Source organism: Tepidibacter sp., assembly GCF_025210165.1.
GTDB lineage: Bacteria > Bacillota > Clostridia > Peptostreptococcales > Peptostreptococcaceae > Tepidibacter_A.
This window is the reverse complement of the sequence record NZ_JAOASI010000040.1, coordinates 58,935-83,843: the sequence shown is the minus strand read 5'-3', so window position 1 is coordinate 83,843 and position 24,909 is coordinate 58,935. Positions and strand designations below refer to the sequence as shown.

Below are 24,909 nucleotides of genomic sequence, written 5' to 3'. Positions count from 1 at the left end.
GGCAAAAAATAACCTCTTTAGAGGTAGCCTGAAAAAATAAGCGGTTGGCAGACCTTTCAATGTATCTTGAGATACAGCGAGTAATATGCCCTTCTAGGGCTGGAGCAAACCACCCGTTTTACGGGTGGTCCTGATTTTAAAATAGGTATTCTTTCATCCATATTCAGTTCAAAATTACTATAAGGATTAAATTGTATATCGCACACTTATTAATTATCCTGCATAAATTAAAACATGATGTAATGCAGGAGGTGTTACGATGGATAGTAAAAATAATACTAATGCTAGGAGAAAAAAGGCTACATATAAAACTAAGTTAATAAATAAAGAAGTATATATAAATATTGACTGGAACAAATTAAAAATAGAAAAATCACTAGCAAAAAAGAATGTAGTTGTCGATGTAGAATTACCTGTAATTAAAAAAGAAGATTCTTTGATACCTGTATGGGATTTGAGGAGATATGCTTTTTTATTAGAAGATAAAATACCATATACTGTTAATCCTAAGCTTTGGGAACAAGGAAAGTTAAATTTGAATTCAGGTATATTTAGAATTACGGATAGAATATATCAGGTTAGAGGTTTTGATCTTGCAAATATAAGTTTGATTAGAGGTAATACTGGATGGATTGTAATTGATTGTTTAACTTCAAAAGAAACGGCAGAAGCTGCAATAAAATTAGTCAATGAGCATTTCGGAGAAATACCTATTAGTGCAGTAATATTTAGCCACTCCCATGTAGATCATTATGGAGGAATATTAGGGGTTCTAAATAGTAAGACAACAGAAAATATTAAGGTATATGCTCCAAGAGGATTTATGGATGCTGTGATAGAAGAAAATGTTAATGCAGGAGTTGCAATGACTCGTCGTGGCTTGTATATGTATGGAGAACTATTACCGCGTGATAAAAAAGGTCAAATAGATTGTGGAATTGGAAAGTATGTTTCTGGAGGCACAGTAACTCTTACAAATAATGTTAATGAAATATCTCCAATTGGAAATGAAGAATATATAGAAAAAGTGATTGATGGAGTAACTATGCAGTTTTTATTAACGGAAGATACTGAAGCACCTTCAGAAATGGATATGTATATTCCAAGTGAAAAGTCTTTATGTATTGCAGAAAACTGTAGTGCAACACTTCACAATATATACACTTTAAGAGGAGCAGAAGTTAGAGACCCAGTTGCGTGGGCTGGAGATATACAAAAGGCAATAAATTTATGGGGCGATGATTTAACATCGGTGTTTGGAGTTCACACTTGGCCACGATTTGGTAATAAGTACTGTATAGAATATATGGAAAAGCAAAGAGATTTATATCAATATATAAACGATCAAATTTTAAGACTAATAAATAAAGGATATACAATAGATGATGTTGGACGAATGGTCAAATTTCCGCAAAGCTTGAGTGATGAATGGTATGACAGCTCATTCTATGGAACTGTGGTTCATAACTCAAAGGCTGTTTATCAAAAATATATTGGATGGTACAATGGTAATCCAGTAGATTTAAATAAGTTGTTCCCAGAAGAATCAGCAAAAAAATATGTAGAATACATGGGAGGAGAAAATTCTGTATTAAAAAAAGCAAAGAAATCATTTGAATATGGAGAATACCAATGGGTGGCAGAAGTCACTAAGCAAGTTATTTATGCAAATCCAGATAATAGAGATGCAAAGTTACTTTGTGCTGATGCTTTAGAACAATTAGGATATATAGCAGAATCAGGACCTTGGAGAAATGAATATTTAATGGGAGCTCAAGAACTAAGATTTGGTATAATTCCAATTAAACGCTCAGTAATAACAGATGAAGTTTTAGATGCAATACCACTTGAAAATGTACTATACTTAATGAGTATAAGAATAGATGGATTAAAAGCAGGAGATTTTGATTATAAAATTAACTTTATAATTCCAGACAGAGAAGAAGTTGCCTCAACTCAAGTTAAGCGAGGAATATTTAGATACTTAGATAATGAGCTTGCAAAAGATGCAGCTGTAACGGTAACAATGTCAAAAGAAACATTATATGAATTAGCAACAACCAATAATAAACCAGATAGCTCATCTATAAAAGTAGAAGGAGATATTTGTAAATGGCAATTATTCTTATGGACACAAGATCGAATAGATTCAAATTTTAATATAATGACACCTGTGACTAAAAAATAAAAAAGTTTAAAAATTAGAATAGTCTGAGGGTGTAGTAATTAGCTGGATGATTTTTTAGAATTGAGATTAGGGATAGTGTTTTAGCGAAAGAAAATATGGAAATAACTTTCTTTTCGCTATAACGGTATCCTTTATTGATAAGTTGTAAGGCGAAAAAGTAGATTTATATTAAAAATAATATACTAATAATTATAAATGAATTCAATTATTGGCTTTTGAATCCCTTTATATTGTTCAAATGATTTATTAGATAGTAAGTATGCATTTTGAGGACAAACATGTAGACAACGAGCACAGGCTAGACATTGATTAGAAAATTGGATTGTATTATCAGTAAGTAGTATATTTCTATTTGGACATTGCTTGATACAAACTTTACATTTAGAACATTTATTAGAGTCAACTTTAATCATCATTTTGGCAAACCTACTAAAAACTGTATACTTTGTTAAAATTGAACGAATATACCATAGATTTTTTCTAATTATTGATCGTTGATCTATTTGAATCTTTCCATTTGAAAAGGATTTCATTAAACTCCATACCCCATCATAAATATTTCGGATAGTTTGATTGAACTTCTCTTTTTCAAATTTTGGTTCATCTTTTCTGAACATATAGAAATTATTTGGTGCAATGAATGCTCGAGCACCTACAACTTGAAAACCTCTTACAGATATAAAATCTTTTAGAGTCAAGTGCCCAAATGCTGTACCCCAACTATGGGTAGTATAAGTAATGAAACGTGCTTTGGGGTTATTGTTCTTAGATATATATTTTACGATAAATTTATTCATATTAAAAGTGGATACAGAATTTTGTGTTGGGGTACCAGCTATAAAGAGATCATAATCTTTTAGATTACTACTATGCTTGGTGATATCAACCATATCAACATCATATCCAATGTTTTCTAAATAAGCTTTAAAAACTTCCCCAACTCTGAGTGTATTTCCTGTGCCAGTAAAGTAAACAACTGCTGCTTTCATTATAAAGCTCCTTGTGAGTATAAGAAATATTGTGAAATACCTTATTTAAACTAATCAACTATATTAGTTCTTTTTAAATGGACTTTATGAACCTTATGATAATCTGACCTATTAAAAATACATTCCTTAATACATATTGAACATCCGAATGAGTTTGCGAATGATTTAGCACATTTAGGTAAATCAATATACTCGTTGGTTATACTAGCCGTCTCAATACCTACTATTGCGTTTGCTGGACAACGCTTAGAGCAAATTTTACAAGCTTTACAAAAATCCTTAATCCAAGTATGAGGATTTGTCTTTGGAAATGGTAAGTTTTCAATATTTGTATAAACAGCTGTTATCCTTTGTCTTGGGCCAATACCTGGAGAGATTAAAAGTCCATGATTTCCGATAGAACCCATAGCTGCTTCTTCTGCCAGATGTTTATAGTCAACATCACCACCCATAGCTGGACCTGCCTGAGCACTAAAACCTTTAGTTCTTAGATAGTCAGCTATTTCATTTGAGATACGGCCCAATTTATTGTAAGTGAAATGTACCTCATGACCTGTATCTCGTGATGGTGCTAATGAGATTTGTTCGGCATCCATCTCCATAGTGAGTACTATTGCATTATCATGAAGTATTGCATGGTCTTTGAAAATTAATTTTGAGTTAACTTTCGTAAAGCCTATATCATTAATACCTAGTGACTTTGCATACTTAATTAAATCTGATAACTCTTCTGATGAAATACTTGTTTTCACCTCTGATGGATTTCTTAAAATACTTTCATAACTTAATTTTGTCTGTTGCCCAGTATCAATCATTACTTCAAAAGTCTTAGGATAGAACTTTGGTGGCCCTTCACCGTATTTTCTAGCTAAAGCAGCAATATTATGTGATGCTTTAGAGTTCTCTGAATGTCTAAATAGAAATGTATCCTTTAAGACGTAATCTTCGACGTTAAAGTCTACTTTTATTTGTTTTTCTAGTTGCTCTGGTCTTCTCATACTAATCCTCGCTTTCATTTTATATTTTATACCCATGCAAGTAACACTTGCTTGGGGTGTAAAAAAAATTACTTTAGTATTCCTCTTGCAAAAATTTCTGTATTTTTTTTTATGAATTCTTCAGTTGGTAATTCTATTATAGATTTGTTTGTCATTACTTTTGTTACAGCTAATCCTACGATTAAAGTACTAAATGATAATGCTAGAAATTCAGTATCTGGTTCAATGATTATTCCACGTGTATACATTTCGTCAAAGTATGATTTATATGCTTCTTTGACACGCTTAGGGAGTTTTGAGAAGATATGTTCAAAATCTTCACCTAATTCTTCTAGCAAAGTCAGCATAAGAGGCAGATTTTTAGACATTGAGTTGAAATATAGTACACTTGATTTGTAAAGATCTTCACTTAAGTTAAATTTTACATCATTCTTAAAATAGCTTGTTAAAGGATTCATATTACTCATTTTATATTTTATAATTTCTTCTATTATTGATTTCTTCTTTCCAAACAATCTAAATATAGTTACTTCATTGACTCCAGCTTCTTTTGCAATTAATTTTGTTGTTGTTTTCTTGTAGCCGTTTCTAACAAACAAATTCATACTTGCCTGAAGAATCTTTTCCTTAGATGATCTTGAGTCCATAAAAATTCCTCCTTTCTATGCAAGCGATACTTACATGCTAACATCAAGATTCTGGTTTGTCAAGTTTTTTGTAAAAGTAAAACCGCTATAATCTAGTAAAATCTAGACTATAGCGGTTTTTCTATTACACGTTAAATATAAATAATATAACGTCAAATAGTGTTTACACAGTGTTCTTGAGTTAATACTATTGATTAATTCAAAATGCTGGTGATTAAAATATTTACAACAGTAGCGGTATTTTAATGACCAGCATTTCCACAAACTTCATATAAGAGGCCGTTAGTACCTATAAAAAAAGCCTGATGAAATTTCATCAGGCTTTAATACTACACGTTAAATCTAAATAATATAACGTCTCCATCTTTAACTATATAATCTTTTCCCTCAAGTCTAACAAGACCTTTTTCTTTAGCAGCACTCATAGTACCAACATTAACTAAATCATCATATGCTATAGTCTCTGCTCTTATGAATCCTCTTTCAATATCTGAGTGGATTTTTCCGCCAGCTTCAGGAGCCTTAGCACCCATTTTCACAGTCCAAGCCCTAACTTCCTTTGGTCCAGCAGTTAAGTAACTTATAAGTCCAAGTAAAGAATAAGAAGCCTTTATAAGTTTATCAAGACCAGATTCGTGAAGACCTAAGTCTGCTAAGAATTCTTTCTTTTCATCTTCTTCAAGTTCAGAAATTTCAGCTTCTATTTGAGCACAAGCTACTACTACTTGAGCGTTTTCTAAAGAAGCAAACTCTCTAACTTTTGCAACCATTTGATTATCAGCAGCCTCATCAGCAAGTTCATCTTCACATACATTAGTAACGTATATTACAGGCTTTGAAGTTAAAAGGTTTAATTGCTTAACAAAAGATTGTTGATCTTCTGTAAAGTCCATAGTTCTTATACACTTATTATCTTCTAAAGTATCTTTTAAGCTATTTAAGAAGTCAAGCTCAGACATAAGAGATCTATCAGCTTTTGCAGCTTTTTGAGTTTTTTGAATTCTTCTTTCAAGAATCTCAATATCAGAGAATATTAACTCAAGGTTTATAGTTTCTATATCTCTTAGAGGATCTACAGAACCATCAACGTGAACAACATTAGGATCTTCAAAGCAACGAACAACGTGAATTATTGCTTCAACCTCTCTTATATGAGATAAGAATTTGTTACCAAGACCTTCACCCTTACTAGCTCCACGAACAAGACCTGCTATATCACAAAACTCTATAGCTGTAGGAACTATTTTTTGAGAATCATATATTTCTTTTAATTTATGTAATCTTTCATCTGGAACTGAAACTACACCAACGTTAGGTTCTATAGTACAGAATGGATAATTTGCTGATTCTGCACCAGCTTGAGTTATTGCATTAAATAAAGTACTTTTTCCAACGTTAGGTAAACCAACTATACCTAATTTCATGTGAATCTTCCTTTCATTCATTAGTCATCAACTAGTTTTTGTAAAAAACTTTAAAACATACAGAGTTATTATAACTTATATAAGCTATACGTGCAACAAAACAAAAAAACATGTTGAAAAATTTTGTATCATACTGTTTAAAATTTCCTAAAAAATATAAAATTACTTAACATTAATGTGTACAAAAAAAGAAAAACTATTTGTAAAGGATGTGATATTTTGAACAGAAGATATATTTTTTATATCATTATAGTTTTAGCCTTTGTGATTTCTGGATGCAATTCAACTGCAAACAATACTTCTATGAAAAGTGCTGTAGATATACAAAAAGATATATCTAAAATGCAGTATATACTCAATTGTAATGTTTTATGTACTAACACAACAGCTCTTGTTAATTTAGATTTTAAAAATCAAAATGATATGAATTATATTAACCAGGAATCACTTAAAAAAAGTATAAAAGATATAGTAAAGAATGAAAATGCAAACATAAAAAATATATTTATAACCTCTGATGATAATATATCAAAAAAAATCCAAAATATATCCCAAAATGCAGATAAGGGTAAGAAAGTTGATTTGAAATGGGAAATCCAAAATATAGTTAATAATTTTATACCAAATGTTTAATTGAACAGAAAACTTCTGTTCTTTATTTTTGTAAGTACTCATAATTCTATAAGGTATATGAAAAAAATAAATAGGTTGTGGGTGATTAATTTGTTAAAGAAAATAATATTAGGATTATGTTTTTTTTGTATATTTATACTAGATGGTTTTTTAGAAAGATGCTTTATAGTAATAGTGACTATTGGAATTTATAATATAATATCAAACAAAGATTCAGAGCTTTTGATTACAAGCTTTTTTATATCATATTTTATACTAAACTTTGTAATAATAATATTTTTTCAACAAGATGTAAAGACAAAAAGCTTAGAAATATCTGATAAGCCACTATCGAAAAAAGCTATAGTTCTAGTATATGGTGGAGAAGATAGAAGGTATAATTTAAGAGAAAGAGCAAAGGAGATTTATTATAGAGATAATTTTTATTCGTTTTTTAATATGACATATAATCTATATAAATATAAAAATGCCTATGAAAATTTAGGATCTAGTCAATTTAAAGATAAAGCAAATATTTTAAGAAAAAATTTATCTAAAAAATTAAAAAATGAATATACAATAGTAAATACTAATTTATACACAAATAAATATATAGAGGATACTTTAATGGATTTGGTAAATAGAGGATATAAAGATATAATATTATGTCCTATGTTTTTAACAGAGGGAGATGATTATGATTTATTAAAAAAGAGAATAGGTAATTTAGGAATATTAAAATATGAAATAAATATAAGAATGACAGATTTGTTTTGGAATTCAAGATTACTTGCAAGTGCTTATAAAGATGAAATTATAAATAATATAACTTATAATAATAAGTCTATAGGGGTACTTTTAGTAGGTCTTGAAAAAAAGAATAACTTGAATGAAGATATACTTTTTAGAGAAAAAATAAAAAAATACCTTGAATATGAGAAAAATTATGATATAAAAGTAAAATTACCTCTTTTAGAAAATCATAAAAAGGATATAATAAAGACAGGAGATGAATTACTAGAATATGGCATAGATTGTTTGTATTTAGTTATGCCAACTGCATTATTTGAAAACATATATATAAAATCTTTTGCAGAATATATACTTAAAAAGTTAGATATACCTGATGGAACTGGATTTTATTACATAGGACCATTTGATGAAAATGAGGTATTAGTAGATGAACTTTATAAAAAAATAAAACTGATAGAAAATGAAGGAGGTAAATAATTTGAAAAAAGTAGAGAAAATCAATTTGAATGATAAAATAAATTTAACTTTTATAGGCGTAGATAAATTTAAGACCAATTTAATAAGTGTATATATACAAAGACCACTTGATAAAAAAGAAGTTACTAAAAATTCTCTAATACCTAATGTACTTAAAAGTGGTAGTAGCAAATTTAAAAGCCAAAGAGAGATATCTAAGAAATTAGATGATTTATATGGAGCTGGAATTTATACTGATATAGCTAAAAAAGGAGATAGACAGATACTTAGTTTTAAAATGTCTATAACAGATGAAACTTATTTAGATGAGGAGATACTTAAAGAAAGCTTGACATTTTTAAATGATATGATAAATGATCCTTTAGTAGAAAATGGAGGATTTAATAAAGAATATGTAGATATAGAAAAGAATAATTTAAGAGATAAAATAAAATCTAGAATAAACGATAAAAGTAAATATGCACTTGAGAGATGTATTGAAGAAATGTGTAAGGATGAAAAGTTTAGTATATATGAATATGGATATGAAGAAGATATAGATTCAATAGATGAAAAAAACTTATATAATCATTACAAGAATATAATGAAGACGTCTCCTATAGATATAGTTGTTGCAGGTAATTTAGATAAAGAAAAAGTTTTAGCTTATATAAAAAGTATATTTAAGTTTGAAAGAGAAAATGTAATAGATTTAGTTGATGATAAAAATATAAGTAAGGTAGATTCTATTAAAAATGTAGTAGATAAGATGGATGTTACTCAAGGAAAGGTAACTCTGGGATATAGAACTAATATAGATTATAAAGATGATAAATATTATTCTTTAATGGTGTACTCTAGCATACTAGGAGGAGGACCTCATTCTAAATTATTTATGAATGTAAGAGAGAAAGAGAGCTTATGTTATTACGTTTACTCTATGATAGAAAAATATAAGTCTATTATGTTTATATCCTCTGGCATAGAAATAGATAAATATGATAAGACTGTAGAGCTTATAGGAGAACAACTCGAAAAAATTAAAAAATCTGAGATATCAGAAGAAGAAATACGAAATAGTAAGAATTCTATAATAAACTCTATAAATTCGGTTAGAGACAGCTTAAATTCTTTATCTGACTTTTATTATAGCCAAGGTGTAAGTGGAGTTAATGAGGATTTAGATAGTATAATGAAAAAAATAGAAAATGTTGAAATTAAAGATGTTGTAGAAGTATCTTTTGGAATAACACTAGATACTGTATATTTTTTAAGAAACTAAAGGAGGCATAAAAATATGAAAAAAATAGTGAACGATATATTAAAAGAAGAATTATACTATGATAAATTAGATTGTGGTTTAGAAGTATTTTTTATGCCTAAAGAGGGATTTAGTAAAAAATATGCTGTATTTGCTACTAATTATGGATCTAATCAATTAAAGTTTATACCTATAAATGAAACTGAAAAAATTGAAGTTAATGAAGGAATAGCTCATTTTTTAGAGCATAAAATGTTTGAACAACCAGATGGTGGTAATGCATTTGATAAATTTTCTTTATTAGGAGCTAGTGCAAATGCTTACACTAACTTTACTATGACTGCTTATTTATTTTCTGCTACTGATAATTTTTATGAATCATTAGATCACTTAATAGACTATGTTCAAACTCCTTATTTTACTGATGATAATGTAGAAAAAGAAAAAGGAATTATTGCACAAGAAATAAATATGTATGATGACAATGCTGATTGGAAGGTATATTTTAATACTCTAAAGGCTATGTATATTAATCATAATACAAGAATAGATATTGCAGGAAGTGTAGATAGTATATATAAGATAGACAAAGAAGAATTATATAAGTGCTATAATACTTTTTACAATCCTTCTAATATGGCCTTATTCGTAGTTGGAGATTTAGATCGCAATAAGGTAATGGAAACTATAAATAAAGCTATAAAGCCTAAGGATACTCTTGATGACATAAAGGTATTTAAAGAAGATGAACCAAATGAAGTTAAGCAAAAAGAGATAGTGGAAAATTTATCTGTATCTATTCCTTTATTCAACATAGGTATAAAGGATTTAGATGTAAATATGAGTGGAAATGATCTTCTTAAAAAAGAAATATGCACAGAGATAATACTAGATATGATACTTAAAAAAGGAAGTAGTGTATATGAAAAGCTTTACTTAGGAGGACTTATTAATCAAAACTTTGGTTGTGATCATGTATCTCAAATAGATCATGGATACACTATAATAGGAGGAGAATCTAAAGATCCTCATAAGGTTAGAGATATTGTATTTGAGTATATAAATAAATACAAGCAAGATGGACTTGATAAAGAAGATTTTGATAGAATAAAGAAAAAGAAAATAGGAATGTTTTTAAAATATTTCGATTCAGTAGAGTTTATAGCTAACAATTTTATATCTTATCATTTTAGAAAAATAAATTTTATAGACTATTTAGAAATATTAAAATCTGTAACATTTGAAGATGTTAGCGATAGATTTAACAAGCACTTTAATGAAGAGTATTCTGTTATATCAATAATAAATCCTAAATAATAACTCAAAAATTGATATTATGGTATAATAAAAGCTAGGTCTAACCTAGCTTTTTTTGGTAGATATAAAGTTAATGGAGGTGTTTTTTATGGATCCTATTGCATTTACTATATTTGGTATGGATGTTAGATGGTATGGAGTGTTGATATCAACAGGTATAATGCTAGGTATGATTCTAGCCCTTAGAGAAGCTAGGAGAGTAGGTATAAATGAAGATAAGTTGCTAGATTTATTACTAATAGCTATTCCTTGTTCTATAATTGGAGCTAGAACTTATTATGTTATATTTAATTGGGAGATGTATAAAGGCAATATATATGAAATGATAAATATTAGAGGTGGAGGACTTGCTATTCATGGTGCTATAATAGCGTCTGTTTTAGTTGCATACATATTTTGCAGGGTTAAGGGTTTAGATTTTCTCAAGATATTAGATGTAACTGCCCCAAGTTTAATTCTTGGTCAGGCTATAGGAAGATGGGGAAATTTTATAAATCAAGAGGCATATGGTAGACCGACTGATTTACCGTGGGCGATAAATGTAGATGGAGTTAATGTACACCCTACTTTTTTATATGAGTCTATTTGGAATTTTTGCCTGTTCTTATTTTTAATGTGGTTTAGAAAAAATAAGAAATATGATGGGAATGTATTTATATATTATGCTATTATATATTCTGTTGGAAGATTCTTTATTGAAGGTCTTAGAATAGATAGCTTAATGATTGGGCCTCTTAGAATGGCTCAGGTTATAAGTTTAGTTACAATAGGAGTAGGTATTCTTATTCATTTTATATTTATAAATAAGAAAAAGAACAAGATTTAATTAGGAGGAAGAAATGGAATTTAATCACGTATCAGTACTACTAGATGAATGTATAGAAAATTTAAATATAAAGCCTGATGGAGTATATGTTGATGGTACTTTAGGAGGAGCAGGTCACTCTGGAGAAATAGTAAAGAGACTTGGAGAAAATGGAATGTTAGTAGCATTTGACCAAGATATTAATGCTATTAATGTTGCTAAGGAAAGACTTAAGGATTATGAAGGCAGGGTTAAATTTGTGCACTCTAATTTTGTAAACTTAAAAGACGAACTTGAAAAAATAGGAATAGATAGTATTGATGGAATACTAATGGATCTTGGAGTATCATCACACCAGTTAGATGAAAGAGAAAGAGGTTTTTCTTATATGCAAGATGCAGATCTTGATATGAGAATGGATGTTAGAAATCCTACTACAGCTGAGTACATAGTGAACAATTACAGTGAAGATGAGCTTAATAGAATAATAAAATTATATGGTGAGGAAAATTGGGCTAGAAGAATTGCAAAATTTATAGTTGAATCAAGAGAAGAAAATTATATAAAGACTACTGGAGAACTAGTTGATATTATAAAAAGAGCGATACCTAAAAAAGCAAGAATAGATGGGCCTCATCCTGCTAAAAGAACATTTCAAGCTTTAAGAATTGAAGTTAATAATGAACTGGATATAATAGATAAAACTATAGAAGATGCAGCTAGTATTATGAATCCTAAAGGGAGAATATGCGTTATAACATTTCATTCTCTTGAGGATAGAATAGTAAAAAATGTATACAAAAAATTATATAATGATTGCATATGTCCAAAAGAACTTCCTATATGTCAATGTGATGAAAAAAGGATAGTTAAGATAATAACTAGAAAACCTATACTTCCAAGTGACGAGGAAATAGAGTTTAATCCAAGGTCTAGAAGTGCTAAATTAAGAGTTGCTGAAAAAATATAATTGATTATTTAGAGTATACTCAAATGTAAAGGGGGAATGAGTATGGATAAAAAAGGGGCTATTAATTTAAATGAGTATAAGAAAAAAAAGAAGAAGCAATTGAAGAAAAAAACTCAGTTAAATAACAAAAACAAACCTAAAAACAAAAAGTCTAGAAATAAAAGAAAGAATTTATTTTATATTTTATTTGTTGCAATTATATTATCCATAGTGATAACCTTTATGTATAGATATTCAGTTATATCTGGGCTTAATTATGATAAAAGGTCTTTAGAAAGTGAACTTAAAAATAAAAAAAATGAAAAAAGAAAATTAGATTTACAATTAGAGGAACTAAGTAGAAGCGGATTCATAGAAAAAGAAGCTATAGAGAGGCTTAATATGAATTATCCAACTGAAGAACAAACTGTTTATATAAATATTGATTGATGATAAGGGGGGGAGCTTTTGTCTAAATCTAATATTAACTATAAAAACAAATTGATGATTGTGTTATTTATAGTGTGTTTTCTATTTTTATGTTTAATCGTAAGAATTGGATACTTACAATTAGTAAAAGGTGTTTGGCTAAAGGAAAGAGCTTTATCTTCACAGATAAAGGATATTTCAGTAGAGGCTAAAAGAGGGACTATATACGATAGAAAAGGAAAAGAGCTTGCGCTAAGTCTTACTAAATATACTGTTTGGGCAGAACCAAATAATATCAAATCTTCAAAGGGAAAAGATTTAAGAGAAGATTATTCAAAGGTTCTTGCAGAGGTTTTAGAAGAAGATAAAAATGCTATTTTAGATGAACTAAATTCTGATAAGAATATTGTAAGAGTAAAAAGATGGATAGATTATGATAAAGCACAGGAATTAAAAAAGCATAAACTAAGAGGTATGTGGATAGTCAAAGATAATAAGCGGTTTTATCCTTATGGAAATTTTGCGTCTCATGTAATTGGACACGTTTCAGGTGATAATTCTGGAATGTCTGGTATAGAAAATAAATACGACAAAGATTTAAGAGGTCTTCCAGGTAGAAAAAAAATAAGTACAGATGTAATAGGTAGAGAAATTCCATATGGAAATGGAAAATACAATGACCCAAAGGATGGAATGAATATAGTTTTAACTATAGATGAGGTTATTCAACATTACGCAGAAGAGGCAGTAGAGAAGGCTTTAATTAATGCCAATGCTAAAAAAGCTTACGCAATAGTTATGAATCCTAAAACGGGTGAAATTCTATCTATGGTATCAAAGCCTGATTATGATCCTAATAAGCCAAGAATGCCTGTATATCCAGTATATCAACAGCGTATAGACTCGGGAGAGAGTCAACTTAATGTATTATTAGATATGTGGAGAAATCCAATGGTAAATGATATATATGAACCAGGATCTACTTTTAAGTTGATAGTAGCAGCATCTACACTTGAAGAAGATGTTGTAAAAGCTGATGAAAAATTTTATGATAAAGGATATATTATGGTTGCAGATAGAATGATAAAGGATGCAATATACCCTAAAAGTCATGGCCAAGAAACTTTTGCAGAAGCTATTCAAAATTCATGTAACCCAGTATTTGTTCAGGTTGGACAAAGATTAGGTCTTGATAAGTTATATGAATATATACAAGCATTTGGTATAACAGAAAAAACTGGTATAGATTTACCTGGAGAGGGAAAAGGAATTATATATAAGAAAAAAGATGTAGGACCAGTTGAACTTGCAACTATGTCGTTTGGACAAGGTATATCTATGACTCCAATACAATTGATAAGCGCTGTTGCATCGATAGCTAATGATGGAAAGCTTATGAAACCAAGGGTTGTTAAAGAATTTATAGATAATAATAAAGAGGTTGTTCAAAGATTTGAACCTGAGGAAATAAGAAATGTTATATCTGAAGATACCGCTAAGTTACTTAGATCTATAATGGAGGACGAGGTTACAAAAGGTGGAGGTAAAAATGCATATATATCAGGTTATCATGTTGGAGGAAAGACTGGAACTGCTCAAAAGGTTATAAATGGAAGATATGCAAAAGGGAAATACATATCTTCTTTCGTAGGTATAGCTCCTGCTGATAATCCAAAGGTTGTTGTACTGGTAGTGGTAGATGAACCTAATGTACAAAGCTATTATGGAGGGAGTGTAGCAGCTCCTGCTGTTAAGGATATTATATATAATACTTTAAGATACCTGAATGTAAAGCCTGTTTATACAGAAAAAGAAAAACAAGAGCTTATAAAAGAAGAGACTACCGTTCCAGAGGTTAGAAACTTAACTCTTCAAAATGCTGGGAAAATATTGTTAAATAATAAGCTTAACTTCACAATAGAACCAAACATGAATGTGAATGGGAATGAAAAAGTTATAGATATGTTTCCGAAGTCTGGTGTTAAAATACCAATAGAATCAAATGTAATACTATATGTAAAAGGAAAAAATGAAAGTAATAAAGTTACTGTTCCAAATGTAGAAGGTAAAACCATAAAAGAAGTTTCAAATATATTTGAAGGACTAGGTCTAAGATTTAAAGCCACAGGTGATGGAAAAGCAGTTACCCAGAATCCTTCTGCAAATACTCAAGTGGAATCAAATTCTATAGTAACAGTACAATTTGAATAGAATTCGTAAAAAAGATATGCTTAATAAGCATATCTTTTTTTTATTATGAATAGTAATTATAATGAAAAGTATCATTTTAATATAGTGATTATACGAAGGGGGATAGGTCTTTGTCTAGATTTGGGGTTAAGACTAAAAAGAGGTTAGTTTTTATATTGATAATTGTAGCATTAATATTTTTATTATTAATAGCTAGGATAGGATATTTATTATTAGTAAAAGGAGACTGGCTTAAAGAAAAAGCAATAGCACAGCAAACAAGAGATATACCTATAGAATCAAAGAGAGGAACTATATACGATAGAAAAGGAAAAGAACTTGCTTTTAGTATAACCAAAAGTACAGTATGGGCTAAGCCATCTGAGATAAAGGATAAAAAGGCAGTAGCTAAAGAACTATCTATGATACTTGAAGAGGAAGAAGATGAAATATATAAAAAAATAAGTAAGAAAGTAGCTCTTGTAAAAGTTAAAAGATGGATAGAAGATGATAAGTCATCGCAGATAAGAAAGCTAAAAATGAAAGGCATATGGATAGCAGAGGATAACAAAAGGTATTATCCATATGGAAATTTTGCATCTCATATACTAGGGCATGTATCTTCTGATAATGAAGGTGTTTCTGGCCTTGAGCTTAAATATAATAAAGAGTTAAAAGGATTTTCAGGAAGACTTGTTATAAGTACAGATGCATCAGGTAGAGAAATTCCAATGGGAAGTGAAAAGTATCATGAACCTAAAGATGGATCTGGAATGGTACTTACAGTTGATGAAACTATACAACATTATGCTGAAAAAGCAGTAGAAAAAGCTCTTATTATAAATAAAGCTAAAAGAGTTCATGTAATAGTTATGCAGCCAAAAACAGGTGATATATTGGCTATGGTATCAAAGCCAGATTATGATCCAAATAATTATAGAACTCCTATATACAAAAGTTTTGAAGAAGAGTTAAATAAATACAATGAAAAGGATAAGATAAAAGGCTGGTTCAAAATGTGGAGAAATCCAATAGTTAATGATACTTACGAGCCTGGTTCTACATTTAAGTTAATAACATCAGCAGCTGGGCTTGAAGAGGGAGTTGTAACACCTGAGGATGAGTTTTATGATAAAGGTTTTATTATGGTAGGTGGAAGAAGAATAAAATGCTGGAGACACTATAGACCGCATGGACAGCAGACATTTACTGAAGCCGTACAAAATTCATGCAACCCTGTATTTGTAGAGGTTGGTCAAAGATTGGGCGTTAAAAAATTATACAAATATATAAAGGCATTTGGACTTACTAGTAAAACTGGAATAGATCTTCCTGGAGAAGAAAATGGTCTTATATACAATGAAAAAAATGTAGGACCAGTAGAGCTTGCCACAATATCATTTGGTCAAAGTATATCTGTAACGCCTATACAACTTATAACAGCTATAAGCTGTATAGCTAATGATGGGAAACTTATGAAGCCTAGAATAGTTAAAGAATTTATAGACAATAAAGGCAACGTTGTAAAAAGCATAGAGACAAAAGTCGTTAGACAAGTAATTTCCCAGGAAACATCAAAAACATTAAGGGGCATAATGGAATCAGTTGTGGCAGAGGGTTCTGGTAAAAAAGCATATATAGAAGGTTATCATGTTGGAGGAAAGACTGGAACTGCACAAAAAGTTATAGATGGAAGATATGCAAAGGGAAGATATATTACATCATTTGTTGGAATAGCACCAGCATCAAATCCTGAAATAGCTGTTCTTGCTATAGTAGATGAACCTAATGGAGAAACGCAGTTTGGTAGTACAACTGCAGGTCCTATTGTTAAAGAAGTTATTTTTAATACTTTAAAATATTTAGAAATAAAACCTGATTACACAGAAGAAGAAAAAATTGATTTTGTAAAAAGAGAATTAAGTGTTCCGGAAGTTAGAAATTTAAAACTTAAGGATGCAGGAAAAATTTTAGAAGAAAAGAATTTTAAATTTACGGTAGAGCCTAATATATACGCAACAGGAGAAGAAAAGGTTATAGAAGTATTTCCAAAACCTGGGGTTAAGGTTTTTGAAGAGTCTAATATAATACTTTATACTAATCCAAATAATAAGGGAAATGAAAATATAGTAAGAGTAGTAGTTCCAGATTTAAGTGGAAAAACTGTAAAAGAATGTGATGATGTTTTAAAAAAATTAGGATTAAAACTTAAACCAATAGGCTCAGGAATTGCAGTATCTCAGGATAAAGAGCCGAATACAGAATTGAATGTAAATTCTATAATTACTGTTGAGTTCAAATAAACTATTAAAAAAAGATAAAGTGTTATATAATTAAAAAGGCAATGTATTTTCGGATGCATTGTCTTTTATAACGAATAGGAAATTATATTTTGAAGGGAGCACTAATATGCTGTTAAGAGATTTGGTAAAAAATTTAGATACGGTTGATATTAAAGGGAATGTCGACATAAATATAGATGATATAAACTATGATTCAAGGAAGTTAAAACAAAATAGTTTGTTTATTTGTATTAAGGGGTTTAGTTTAAATGGACATGAATTCATATTAGGTGCTATAAAAAAGGGTAGTATAGCATTTTTAGTAGAAGAAGATGTTTACATAAAAGGATATACATTTATAAGAGTTAAAGATACGAGAAAAGCTATGGCAAAAATATCTTCTAATTTTTATAATAATCCAACTAAAGAATTAAACTTAATAGGTGTTACAGGAACAAATGGAAAGACAACTATAACTCATCTTATAAAAGAAGTTTTTGAATATAATAATCGAAAAACTGGTCTTATAGGAACTATAAAGAATGTAATAGGAGATGAGGAAATAGTATCTTCAAGAACAACTCCAGAGAGTGTTGAGCTACAGGGATATTTTAGAAAAATGCTTAGTAAAAATATAAATGATTGTGCTATGGAGGTTTCTTCTCATTCACTAGAGCTTAAAAGAGTTGATGAATGTGAATTTAAATTTGGTATATTTACAAACTTAACTGAGGAGCATCTTGATTTTCATGCAAACTTAGATGAATATAGAAGAGCAAAAGAAAAATTATTTAATATAACAACTCTTGGAAATATTATGAACATAGATGATAAAGGCGGGAAAAAAATATATGAATCTATAAAAAGCCTAAAAACACCTGTAATAACTTATGCTATAGAAGAAGAAGCAGATATTATGGCAAAAGATATAAAAATATATTCAAGTGGAATTGAATATAAATTGATAACACCAAAATATCAAATGGATATAAAAACTCCTATGCCAGGAAGATTTTCTGTATATAATTCATTAGCTGTTATAGCTCTGTGTTATTTAATGGATATACCAAAAGAGACTATAGCCGAAAGTCTAGAAAAAACAAATGGTGTATCTGGAAGATTTGAAAGTGTAGATACAGATAAAGGATTTAGTGTGATAATAGATTATGCCCATACACCTGATGCACTTGAAAATGTACTAAAAACTGCTAAAGAATTCGTAAAGGGAAATATAATAACTGTATTTGGGTGTGGAGGAGACAGAGATAAGACAAAGAGACCTTTAATGGGAAAAGTAAGTCAGGAGCATTCTGATTATACAGTTATAACAAGTGATAATCCTAGAACAGAAACTCCAGAAGATATAGTGAGTGACATTTTAAAGGGAGTAGACGCTTTAAGTTATAAGGTTATACTTGATAGAAAAGAAGCAATAAATCATGCTATAGAAAAGGCTAAAGAAGGAGACGTAGTAATTATAGCTGGTAAAGGGCATGAAGACTATCAAGTTATAGGCAAAGAGAAAATACATTTTGACGACAAAGAGGTAGTTAAAGAAATATTAGGAAAGGAGTAGAATATGAAGGCGATAACTATAAATGATATACTTAATAATTTAAATGCAACACTTATAAAAGGAAGCAAGGATACATTAATAGAAAGTATAAGTATAAACAGTAAAAACATAGAGAATAAATGTATATTTATACCTTTGATTGGAGAAAAATTTGATGCACATGATTTTGTAATTGATGCCTACGAAAATGGATGTAGAATATTTTTAAAAGATAAAAACCACGATTTAAGTTTTGACAGTGAAGATGTAAGTATTATAGAAGTTGAGGATACAACTAAAGCATTAGGTGATATAGCTAGATTGTATAAAGAAAAGTTTTTAATAAACTATGTAGCTGTAACAGGAAGTACAGGTAAGACTACTACTAAGGATATGATATATAATGTATTATCTAGTAAATATAATACATTAAAAACAGAGGGAAATTTTAATAATCATATAGGACTTCCATTAACCGTATTTAAGCTTAAAGATGAGCATGAATGTGCTATACTAGAAATGGGAATGTCTTCCTTTGGTGAAATAGAATATCTATCAAGTATAGTAAATCATAAAATAGCTGTAATATCCAATATAGGACTTTCTCATATACAAAATTTAGGTTCTAGGGAAGGCATATTAAAGGCAAAACTTGAAATAACCAAAAACTTTACTAAAGACAATACTCTTATAATAAATGCAGATGATGATTATTTGAAAACTTTAAAAGATAAAAAATTAAACTATAACTTAAAAACATTTGGATTTGAAAAAGATAATGATTTATATTGTACTCAATATAAAATGAATGAAACAGGGATAGATTTTGAATGTATAGTACATAATCAGAAAGAAGCGTTTTTTATTCCTGCAAGGGGTAAGCATAATATATATAATGCTATGGCAGCTATATTAACTGGAACAGAGCTAGGACTTAATATAGATCAAATAAAAAAAGGACTTTTAAATTTCAAAAATACAAAAATGAGACTTGATATATTAAAGACAGATTTATTTGAAATAATAAATGATGCCTATAATGCAAGTCCTGATTCTATGAAAGCAGCTATTAATATACTAGGAGAATACAAAAAAAGTAGGAAAATAGCTATACTTGGAGATATGCTTGAAATGGGAGAATATGCAAAGAATGGTCATGAAATAGTTGGTGAATATGCAAATAGTAATGCTGATTTAATAATAACTGTTGGAAAAGATTCAAGACATATAGGAAATGGAGCGATAAAAAAAGGATTCGATAGACAAAATATAGTTCACTTTGATAGCAACTCACAAGTAATAGATTATCTTAGAAGCATACTAAAAAAAGACGACACTATTTTAATAAAAGGTTCAAGGGGAATGAAAATGGAAGAAATAGTTAAATTTTTAAATGATTACAAAATCTAATTATATTAAAAACAAAGTTTAAAACGCGAAAGGAGTTTATGAAATGGGCGATGTACAACATATGATAATGACTATGATAGTTTCATTTACAATAACTTTAATATCAGGGCCTATATTTATACCTATGTTACAAAGGCTAAAATTTGGGCAAACAGTGAGGGACGAGGGACCTAAAAGTCATTTGGTGAAGAATGGAACACCTACAATGGGTGGAATAATAATGATATTAGCTATATTCTTAACTTGTATAACAACAGCTAGAATTAATAATGATATGATATTTGCTTTGATATCTATAATAGGATTTGGACTTATAGGATTTGTAGATGATTACATAAAGGTAGTTCTTAAAAGATCTTTAGGTCTTAGAGCTTATCAAAAGCTAATAGGTCAATTTGCACTTGCTACTTTACTTGCGATATACCAATCAAAAACGTCAATACTTGGAACACAAGTAGTAGTTCCGTTTTTAAAGCAAAATATAGATTTAGGATTTTTATATATACCTTTTATAGTATTTGTAACGGTTGCTACTGTAAATAGTGTGAACTTGACCGATGGGCTTGATGGATTAGCATCAGGAGTTACTCTAATAGTTGGTGTATTTTTTGCAATGATATCAATTAAATATGCAGGTAATGGTATTGGTATAGTTTCATCTGCCTTAGTTGGAGCTTGCTTAGGATTCTTAAAGTTTAATGCACATCCTGCTAAGGTATTCATGGGGGATACGGGTTCTATGGCTCTAGGAGGGGCTGTTGCAGCTGCAGCTATACTTATGAACCTATCGCTTATAATTCCTATTGTAGGAGGTATATACTTTGCAGAATCGCTATCTGTAATAATTCAGGTCACATCTTTTAAGCTTACAGGAAAGAGAATATTTAAGATGAGTCCACTGCATCATCATTTTGAATTAGAAGGATGGCACGAAACAAAAGTAGTTATGGTATTTTGGTCGGTAAGTGTAGTACTTAGTATAATAGGATTCATATCTTTAGCTTAGACATAATTAAGGGGGAGTTTAATATGGACTTAAATGGTAAAAATGTATTATTAGTGGGGCTTGCTAGAACAGGAATATCTACAATTAAGAAGCTTTATGAAAAAGGTGCAAAAGTTACTGTAAATGATATAAAGGATAAAGAAAAACTAAAAGACATATTAGATAATTTAAAAGGGTATGATGTAAATTATGTATTAGGAAAGCATATAGAAGATATAAGTGGTGTAGATTTAACTATAGTATCTCCTGGTGTTCCTTTAGATCTTGATTTTATAAAAAAAATAAAATCAACGAATATAGAAGTCATAGGAGAGATAGAATTATCATATAGATTATCTAAAAGCTTTTTTATAGGTCTTACAGGAACTAATGGTAAGACTACTACTACTACACTTGTTGGAGAAATATTTAAAAGTTCAAACAAAGATACATATATAGTTGGAAATATTGGAAACCCTGTAATTGATACAGTAGATAAATCCAATGAAGATTCTGTACTTGTTACAGAACTTAGCAGTTTCCAGCTTGAGAGTATAAAAGAATTTAGACCAAGAATTAGTGCGATACTTAATATAACTCCTGATCATTTGAATAGACATAAAACTATGCAAAACTACATAGATGCAAAATGTAGAATATTTGAAAATCAGAATGAGAATGATTTTACAGTTTTGAATTATGATTGTGAAACTACTAGGGATTTAGGACAAAATTGCAAAAGCAAAGTTATATACTTTAGTAGAAAACAAACTTTAAATGAAGGAGTATATGTTAAAAACGATATAATAACAATAAATTTAGATAATAAAAAGACTGAACTTATGAATATAAGGGAAATAAGCATACCTGGAAGCCATAATTTAGAGAATGCCCTAGCAGCTATAACTATAGCAGCAGTATATGGACTTGATATGGATATTGTTAAGCAAGTCTTAAAAACATTCGGCGGAGTTGAGCATAGACTTGAATTTGTAAGACAAATAAATAATGTTAAATTTGTAAATGATTCAAAAGGAACTAATCCAGATGCATCTATTAAAGCTTTAAAAGCATATGATAATCCTATTATATTAATAGCTGGTGGACTTGATAAAAAAAGTGATTTTACAGATTTTACAAAGCTTTTTAATAAAAAAGTTAAGCATGTAATTCTTTTGGGTCAAACAGCTGATATAATAAGAAAGAGTGCTATAAAGCAAGGATTTGAAAACTGCTATAAGGTAAAAAATATGGAAGATGCAGTAAAGAGAGCGTATGAATTAGCTTCTCCAAAAGATGTTGTTTTATTATCTCCAGCTTGTGCTAGTTGGGATATGTATGAAAGTTATGAAGTTAGAGGAAAACATTTCAAAAATGAAGTATTTAGCCTTTAAGTTATTAAGGAGGTCTCTAAATGGCTAAAAAAAGAGAAAAACATTTTGATCCTTATGTATTTTACACTACATTATTGTTAGTCATAATAGGAATTATAATGGTGTTTAGCTCAAGTTACGTTCAAGCTAAATTTAAACAACATGATGCCTATCATTTTTTAAAGAGAAATATGATATATGCAGTACTAGGATTTTGTGTGATGATGTTTGTATCTAAGATAAACTACAAGAGACTAGAAAAATTTATCCCCATGATAGGTACTATAACTATAATATTATTGGTTGCAGTACTTACTCCACTTGGAAAGTCATTTAATGGAGCAAGACGTTGGCTGGGAGTAGGGGGACTTACTATAATGCCATCTGAAATAGCTAAATTTGCTTCGATAATAATAGTCTCCAAGGTTATAGATAATAAAAAAGATAAAATGAGTAATCTTGTACAAGGGATAATACCCCCTCTTATGATATCAGGTGTATTCTTTGCACTTATAGTCCTTCAGCCTGATTTGTCTACTGGAGGAACCATAATAATGACGACATCTGTCATGTTATTTGTAGCAGGTATGGATTTAAAGTATGTATATACAATGATTGGTGCAGGATTTGGACTTTTGGGAGTACTAATAGCAATAGCACCATATAGACTTAAAAGATTTACATCGTTTTTAAATCCGTTTAAAGATCCATTAGGAGATGGATATCAGGTTATTCAATCATTATATGCACTAGGATCAGGAGGATTATTTGGGCTAGGACTTGGAAGAAGTAGACAAAAGTTTTTTTATATACCTGAGCCTCAAAATGATTTTATATTTGCTATAATAGGAGAGGAACTTGGCTATGTAGGATGTATATTTATATTGTTACTATTTTTATTTTTAATATATAGATGTATAAGAATAGCTATTAATTGTCCTGATACGTTTTCTTGTATGCTAGTTACAGGAATTACTGCTCAAATAGGTATACAGGTTATGATAAATATAGCTGTTGCAACATCTTCAATGCCTGTTACGGGTATGCCACTTCCATTTATAAGTTATGGAGGAAGTTCTCTTATAATATTTATGGGTGCTATGGGGGTTATATTAAATATATCAAGACAGGTTAAGATAGACAGGAGTTGATTTAATGAAAGTTTTAATTTCAGGTGGAGGAACAGGAGGCCATGTTTATCCCGCTATAGCTATAGCAAATAAATTAAAAGAAGAAATTGAAGATATAGAGATTTTATTTGTTGGAACAAAAAATGGAATAGAGAGTGAAATAGTTCCAAAAGCAGGTTATGAACTTAAGACTATAACAGTTCAAGGATTTAGAAGAAAGATAACTATAGACAATTTTAAAAGGGTCATCAAATTAGTTAAAGGATTAGAACAATCAAGAAGAATAATAAAGAAGTTTAAGCCAGATATAGTAATAGGAACAGGTGGATATGTTTGTGGACCTGTAGTTTTAAATGCAAGTATAAATAAAATACCTACTATAATACATGAACAAAATGCATTTCCAGGTGTAACAAACAAAATTTTATCTAAATTTTCAAGTAAAATCTTGATAAGCTTTGAAGACGCTAAAAGATATTTTAAAGATAAAGAGAATGTAGTTTTCACTGGGAATCCAGTTAGAAAAGAAATTTTAATAAGCAATAAATCATCCTCAAGAAAAAAGCTTGGAATAAATGAAGATAAGAGAATGATTTTATGCGTAGGTGGAAGTGGTGGAGCTACAAAACTTAATGATTCGATGAAAAAAATAATGCCAAGACTTGTAAAAGAGGATATACAATTTATACATGCAACAGGTAAAAGTCACTATGATAAATTTATAGGCGAATTAGGAAATCAAAACTTTAGAGGATGTCAAAGGGTAGTTCCATATCTTGATGATATGGCAAGTGCTTTAGCTGCTTGTGATCTTGTAATATGCAGTGCTGGAGCTATAACACTTGCAGAGGTTACGGCCCTATCAAAGCCTTCTATAGTTATTCCAAAGGCTTATACAGCAGAGAATCATCAAGAGTTTAATGCAAAAAGTATAGAAAAAAAGGGAGCAGGGATAGCTATACTAGAAAAGCAGTTAACTCATAAAAAATTAGAAGATACTATATTTAAGATATTGGGAGATAGGGAAAAATTATCTGGAATGGGTAAAAATAGTGGGGAGATAGGAAATCCAAAAGCTATTGATAATATATACACAGAAATTATGGACGTCTTAAAGTAACACAAAACCCTGCTAATACATAAAATTATATATTAT

20 protein-coding genes are annotated in these 24,909 nt (G+C 29.5%); 16 read left to right on the top strand and 4 right to left on the bottom strand.

Going from position 1 to position 24,909, the window contains the following annotated elements; translation table 11 throughout:
- Nucleotides 1–259 precede the first annotated feature (259 nt).
- Nucleotides 260–2,188: an alkyl/aryl-sulfatase gene (locus tag N4A48_RS07295; RefSeq protein ID WP_293665206.1), complete on the top strand. Its 1,929-nt coding sequence runs from the start codon at nucleotides 260–262 to the stop codon at nucleotides 2,186–2,188.
- Between the two features lie 182 nt (nucleotides 2,189–2,370).
- On the opposite strand, the gene N4A48_RS07290 is transcribed toward N4A48_RS07295, so the two are convergent.
- The 4 genes from N4A48_RS07290 to ychF all read right to left on the bottom strand — a co-directional run bounded on the left by N4A48_RS07290 (nucleotide 2,371) and on the right by ychF (nucleotide 6,246).
- Nucleotides 2,371–3,177 carry an EFR1 family ferrodoxin gene (locus N4A48_RS07290; RefSeq protein WP_293665205.1) on the bottom strand — a complete coding sequence of 269 codons (807 nt, stop codon included), beginning with the start codon at nucleotides 3,175–3,177 and terminating at the stop codon, nucleotides 2,371–2,373.
- Between the two features lie 50 nt (nucleotides 3,178–3,227).
- A complete protein-coding gene (locus N4A48_RS07285; protein ID WP_293665204.1) occupies nucleotides 3,228–4,193 on the bottom strand; it encodes a 4Fe-4S binding protein in 966 nt (321 codons plus the stop codon).
- Between the two features lie 50 nt (nucleotides 4,194–4,243).
- Nucleotides 4,244–4,822, bottom strand: a complete 579-nt coding sequence (locus tag N4A48_RS07280; RefSeq protein ID WP_293665203.1) for a TetR/AcrR family transcriptional regulator — start codon at nucleotides 4,820–4,822, stop codon at nucleotides 4,244–4,246.
- Between the two features lie 329 nt (nucleotides 4,823–5,151).
- On the bottom strand, nucleotides 5,152–6,246 hold the full coding sequence (gene ychF, locus N4A48_RS07275; RefSeq protein ID WP_293665202.1) for a redox-regulated ATPase YchF: 1,095 nt from the start codon (nucleotides 6,244–6,246) through the stop codon (nucleotides 5,152–5,154).
- Nucleotides 6,247–6,465: 219 nt separating this feature from the next.
- Between ychF and N4A48_RS07270 the strand changes: the two genes are divergently transcribed.
- The 15 genes from N4A48_RS07270 to murG all read left to right on the top strand — a co-directional run bounded on the left by N4A48_RS07270 (nucleotide 6,466) and on the right by murG (nucleotide 24,873).
- Nucleotides 6,466–6,879, top strand: coding sequence for a YhcN/YlaJ family sporulation lipoprotein (locus tag N4A48_RS07270; RefSeq protein ID WP_293665201.1), 414 nt, complete (start codon nucleotides 6,466–6,468; stop codon nucleotides 6,877–6,879).
- 90 nt (nucleotides 6,880–6,969) lie between these two features.
- Nucleotides 6,970–8,088 (top strand): hypothetical protein, encoded by a 1,119-nt coding sequence (locus tag N4A48_RS07265; RefSeq protein ID WP_293665200.1) that lies wholly within the window; start codon nucleotides 6,970–6,972, stop codon nucleotides 8,086–8,088.
- Between the two features lies 1 nt (nucleotide 8,089).
- Complete coding sequence (gene yfmF / locus N4A48_RS07260; RefSeq protein WP_293665199.1) at nucleotides 8,090–9,349, top strand: EF-P 5-aminopentanol modification-associated protein YfmF; 1,260 nt, start codon at nucleotides 8,090–8,092, stop codon at nucleotides 9,347–9,349.
- Nucleotides 9,350–9,364: 15 nt separating this feature from the next.
- Nucleotides 9,365–10,645 (top strand): EF-P 5-aminopentanol modification-associated protein YfmH, encoded by a 1,281-nt coding sequence (gene yfmH / locus N4A48_RS07255; protein ID WP_293665197.1) that lies wholly within the window; start codon nucleotides 9,365–9,367, stop codon nucleotides 10,643–10,645.
- A gap of 88 nt (nucleotides 10,646–10,733) precedes the next feature.
- The gene (lgt, locus tag N4A48_RS07250; RefSeq protein WP_293665196.1) at nucleotides 10,734–11,471 is read left to right on the top strand and encodes a prolipoprotein diacylglyceryl transferase; all 738 of its coding nucleotides are present in this window, start codon (nucleotides 10,734–10,736) and stop codon (nucleotides 11,469–11,471) included.
- A gap of 13 nt (nucleotides 11,472–11,484) precedes the next feature.
- Nucleotides 11,485–12,420: a 16S rRNA (cytosine(1402)-N(4))-methyltransferase RsmH gene (rsmH, locus tag N4A48_RS07245; RefSeq protein ID WP_293665195.1), complete on the top strand. Its 936-nt coding sequence runs from the start codon at nucleotides 11,485–11,487 to the stop codon at nucleotides 12,418–12,420.
- Nucleotides 12,421–12,462: 42 nt separating this feature from the next.
- Nucleotides 12,463–12,849, top strand: a complete 387-nt coding sequence (ftsL, locus tag N4A48_RS07240) for a cell division protein FtsL (protein WP_293665194.1) — start codon at nucleotides 12,463–12,465, stop codon at nucleotides 12,847–12,849.
- A gap of 18 nt (nucleotides 12,850–12,867) precedes the next feature.
- On the top strand, nucleotides 12,868–15,039 hold the full coding sequence (locus tag N4A48_RS07235) for a PASTA domain-containing penicillin-binding protein (protein WP_293665193.1): 2,172 nt from the start codon (nucleotides 12,868–12,870) through the stop codon (nucleotides 15,037–15,039).
- Between the two features lie 110 nt (nucleotides 15,040–15,149).
- Nucleotides 15,150–17,321 carry a stage V sporulation protein D gene (locus tag N4A48_RS07230; RefSeq protein ID WP_293665192.1) on the top strand — a complete coding sequence of 724 codons (2,172 nt, stop codon included), beginning with the start codon at nucleotides 15,150–15,152 and terminating at the stop codon, nucleotides 17,319–17,321.
- Nucleotides 17,322–17,427: 106 nt separating this feature from the next.
- Nucleotides 17,428–18,876, top strand: a complete 1,449-nt coding sequence (locus N4A48_RS07225) for a UDP-N-acetylmuramoyl-L-alanyl-D-glutamate--2,6-diaminopimelate ligase (protein WP_293665191.1) — start codon at nucleotides 17,428–17,430, stop codon at nucleotides 18,874–18,876.
- Between the two features lie 3 nt (nucleotides 18,877–18,879).
- A complete protein-coding gene (locus N4A48_RS07220; protein WP_293665190.1) occupies nucleotides 18,880–20,265 on the top strand; it encodes a UDP-N-acetylmuramoyl-tripeptide--D-alanyl-D-alanine ligase in 1,386 nt (461 codons plus the stop codon).
- A 43-nt stretch (nucleotides 20,266–20,308) separates the two neighbouring features.
- Complete coding sequence (gene mraY, locus N4A48_RS07215; protein ID WP_293665189.1) at nucleotides 20,309–21,271, top strand: phospho-N-acetylmuramoyl-pentapeptide-transferase; 963 nt, start codon at nucleotides 20,309–20,311, stop codon at nucleotides 21,269–21,271.
- 23 nt (nucleotides 21,272–21,294) lie between these two features.
- Nucleotides 21,295–22,644 carry a UDP-N-acetylmuramoyl-L-alanine--D-glutamate ligase gene (murD, locus tag N4A48_RS07210; protein WP_293665188.1) on the top strand — a complete coding sequence of 450 codons (1,350 nt, stop codon included), beginning with the start codon at nucleotides 21,295–21,297 and terminating at the stop codon, nucleotides 22,642–22,644.
- 20 nt (nucleotides 22,645–22,664) lie between these two features.
- On the top strand, nucleotides 22,665–23,774 hold the full coding sequence (gene ftsW / locus N4A48_RS07205) for a putative lipid II flippase FtsW (protein ID WP_293665187.1): 1,110 nt from the start codon (nucleotides 22,665–22,667) through the stop codon (nucleotides 23,772–23,774).
- Between the two features lie 4 nt (nucleotides 23,775–23,778).
- The gene (murG, locus tag N4A48_RS07200; RefSeq protein WP_293665186.1) at nucleotides 23,779–24,873 is read left to right on the top strand and encodes an undecaprenyldiphospho-muramoylpentapeptide beta-N-acetylglucosaminyltransferase; all 1,095 of its coding nucleotides are present in this window, start codon (nucleotides 23,779–23,781) and stop codon (nucleotides 24,871–24,873) included.
- The last annotated feature ends 36 nt before the right edge of the window (nucleotides 24,874–24,909 follow it).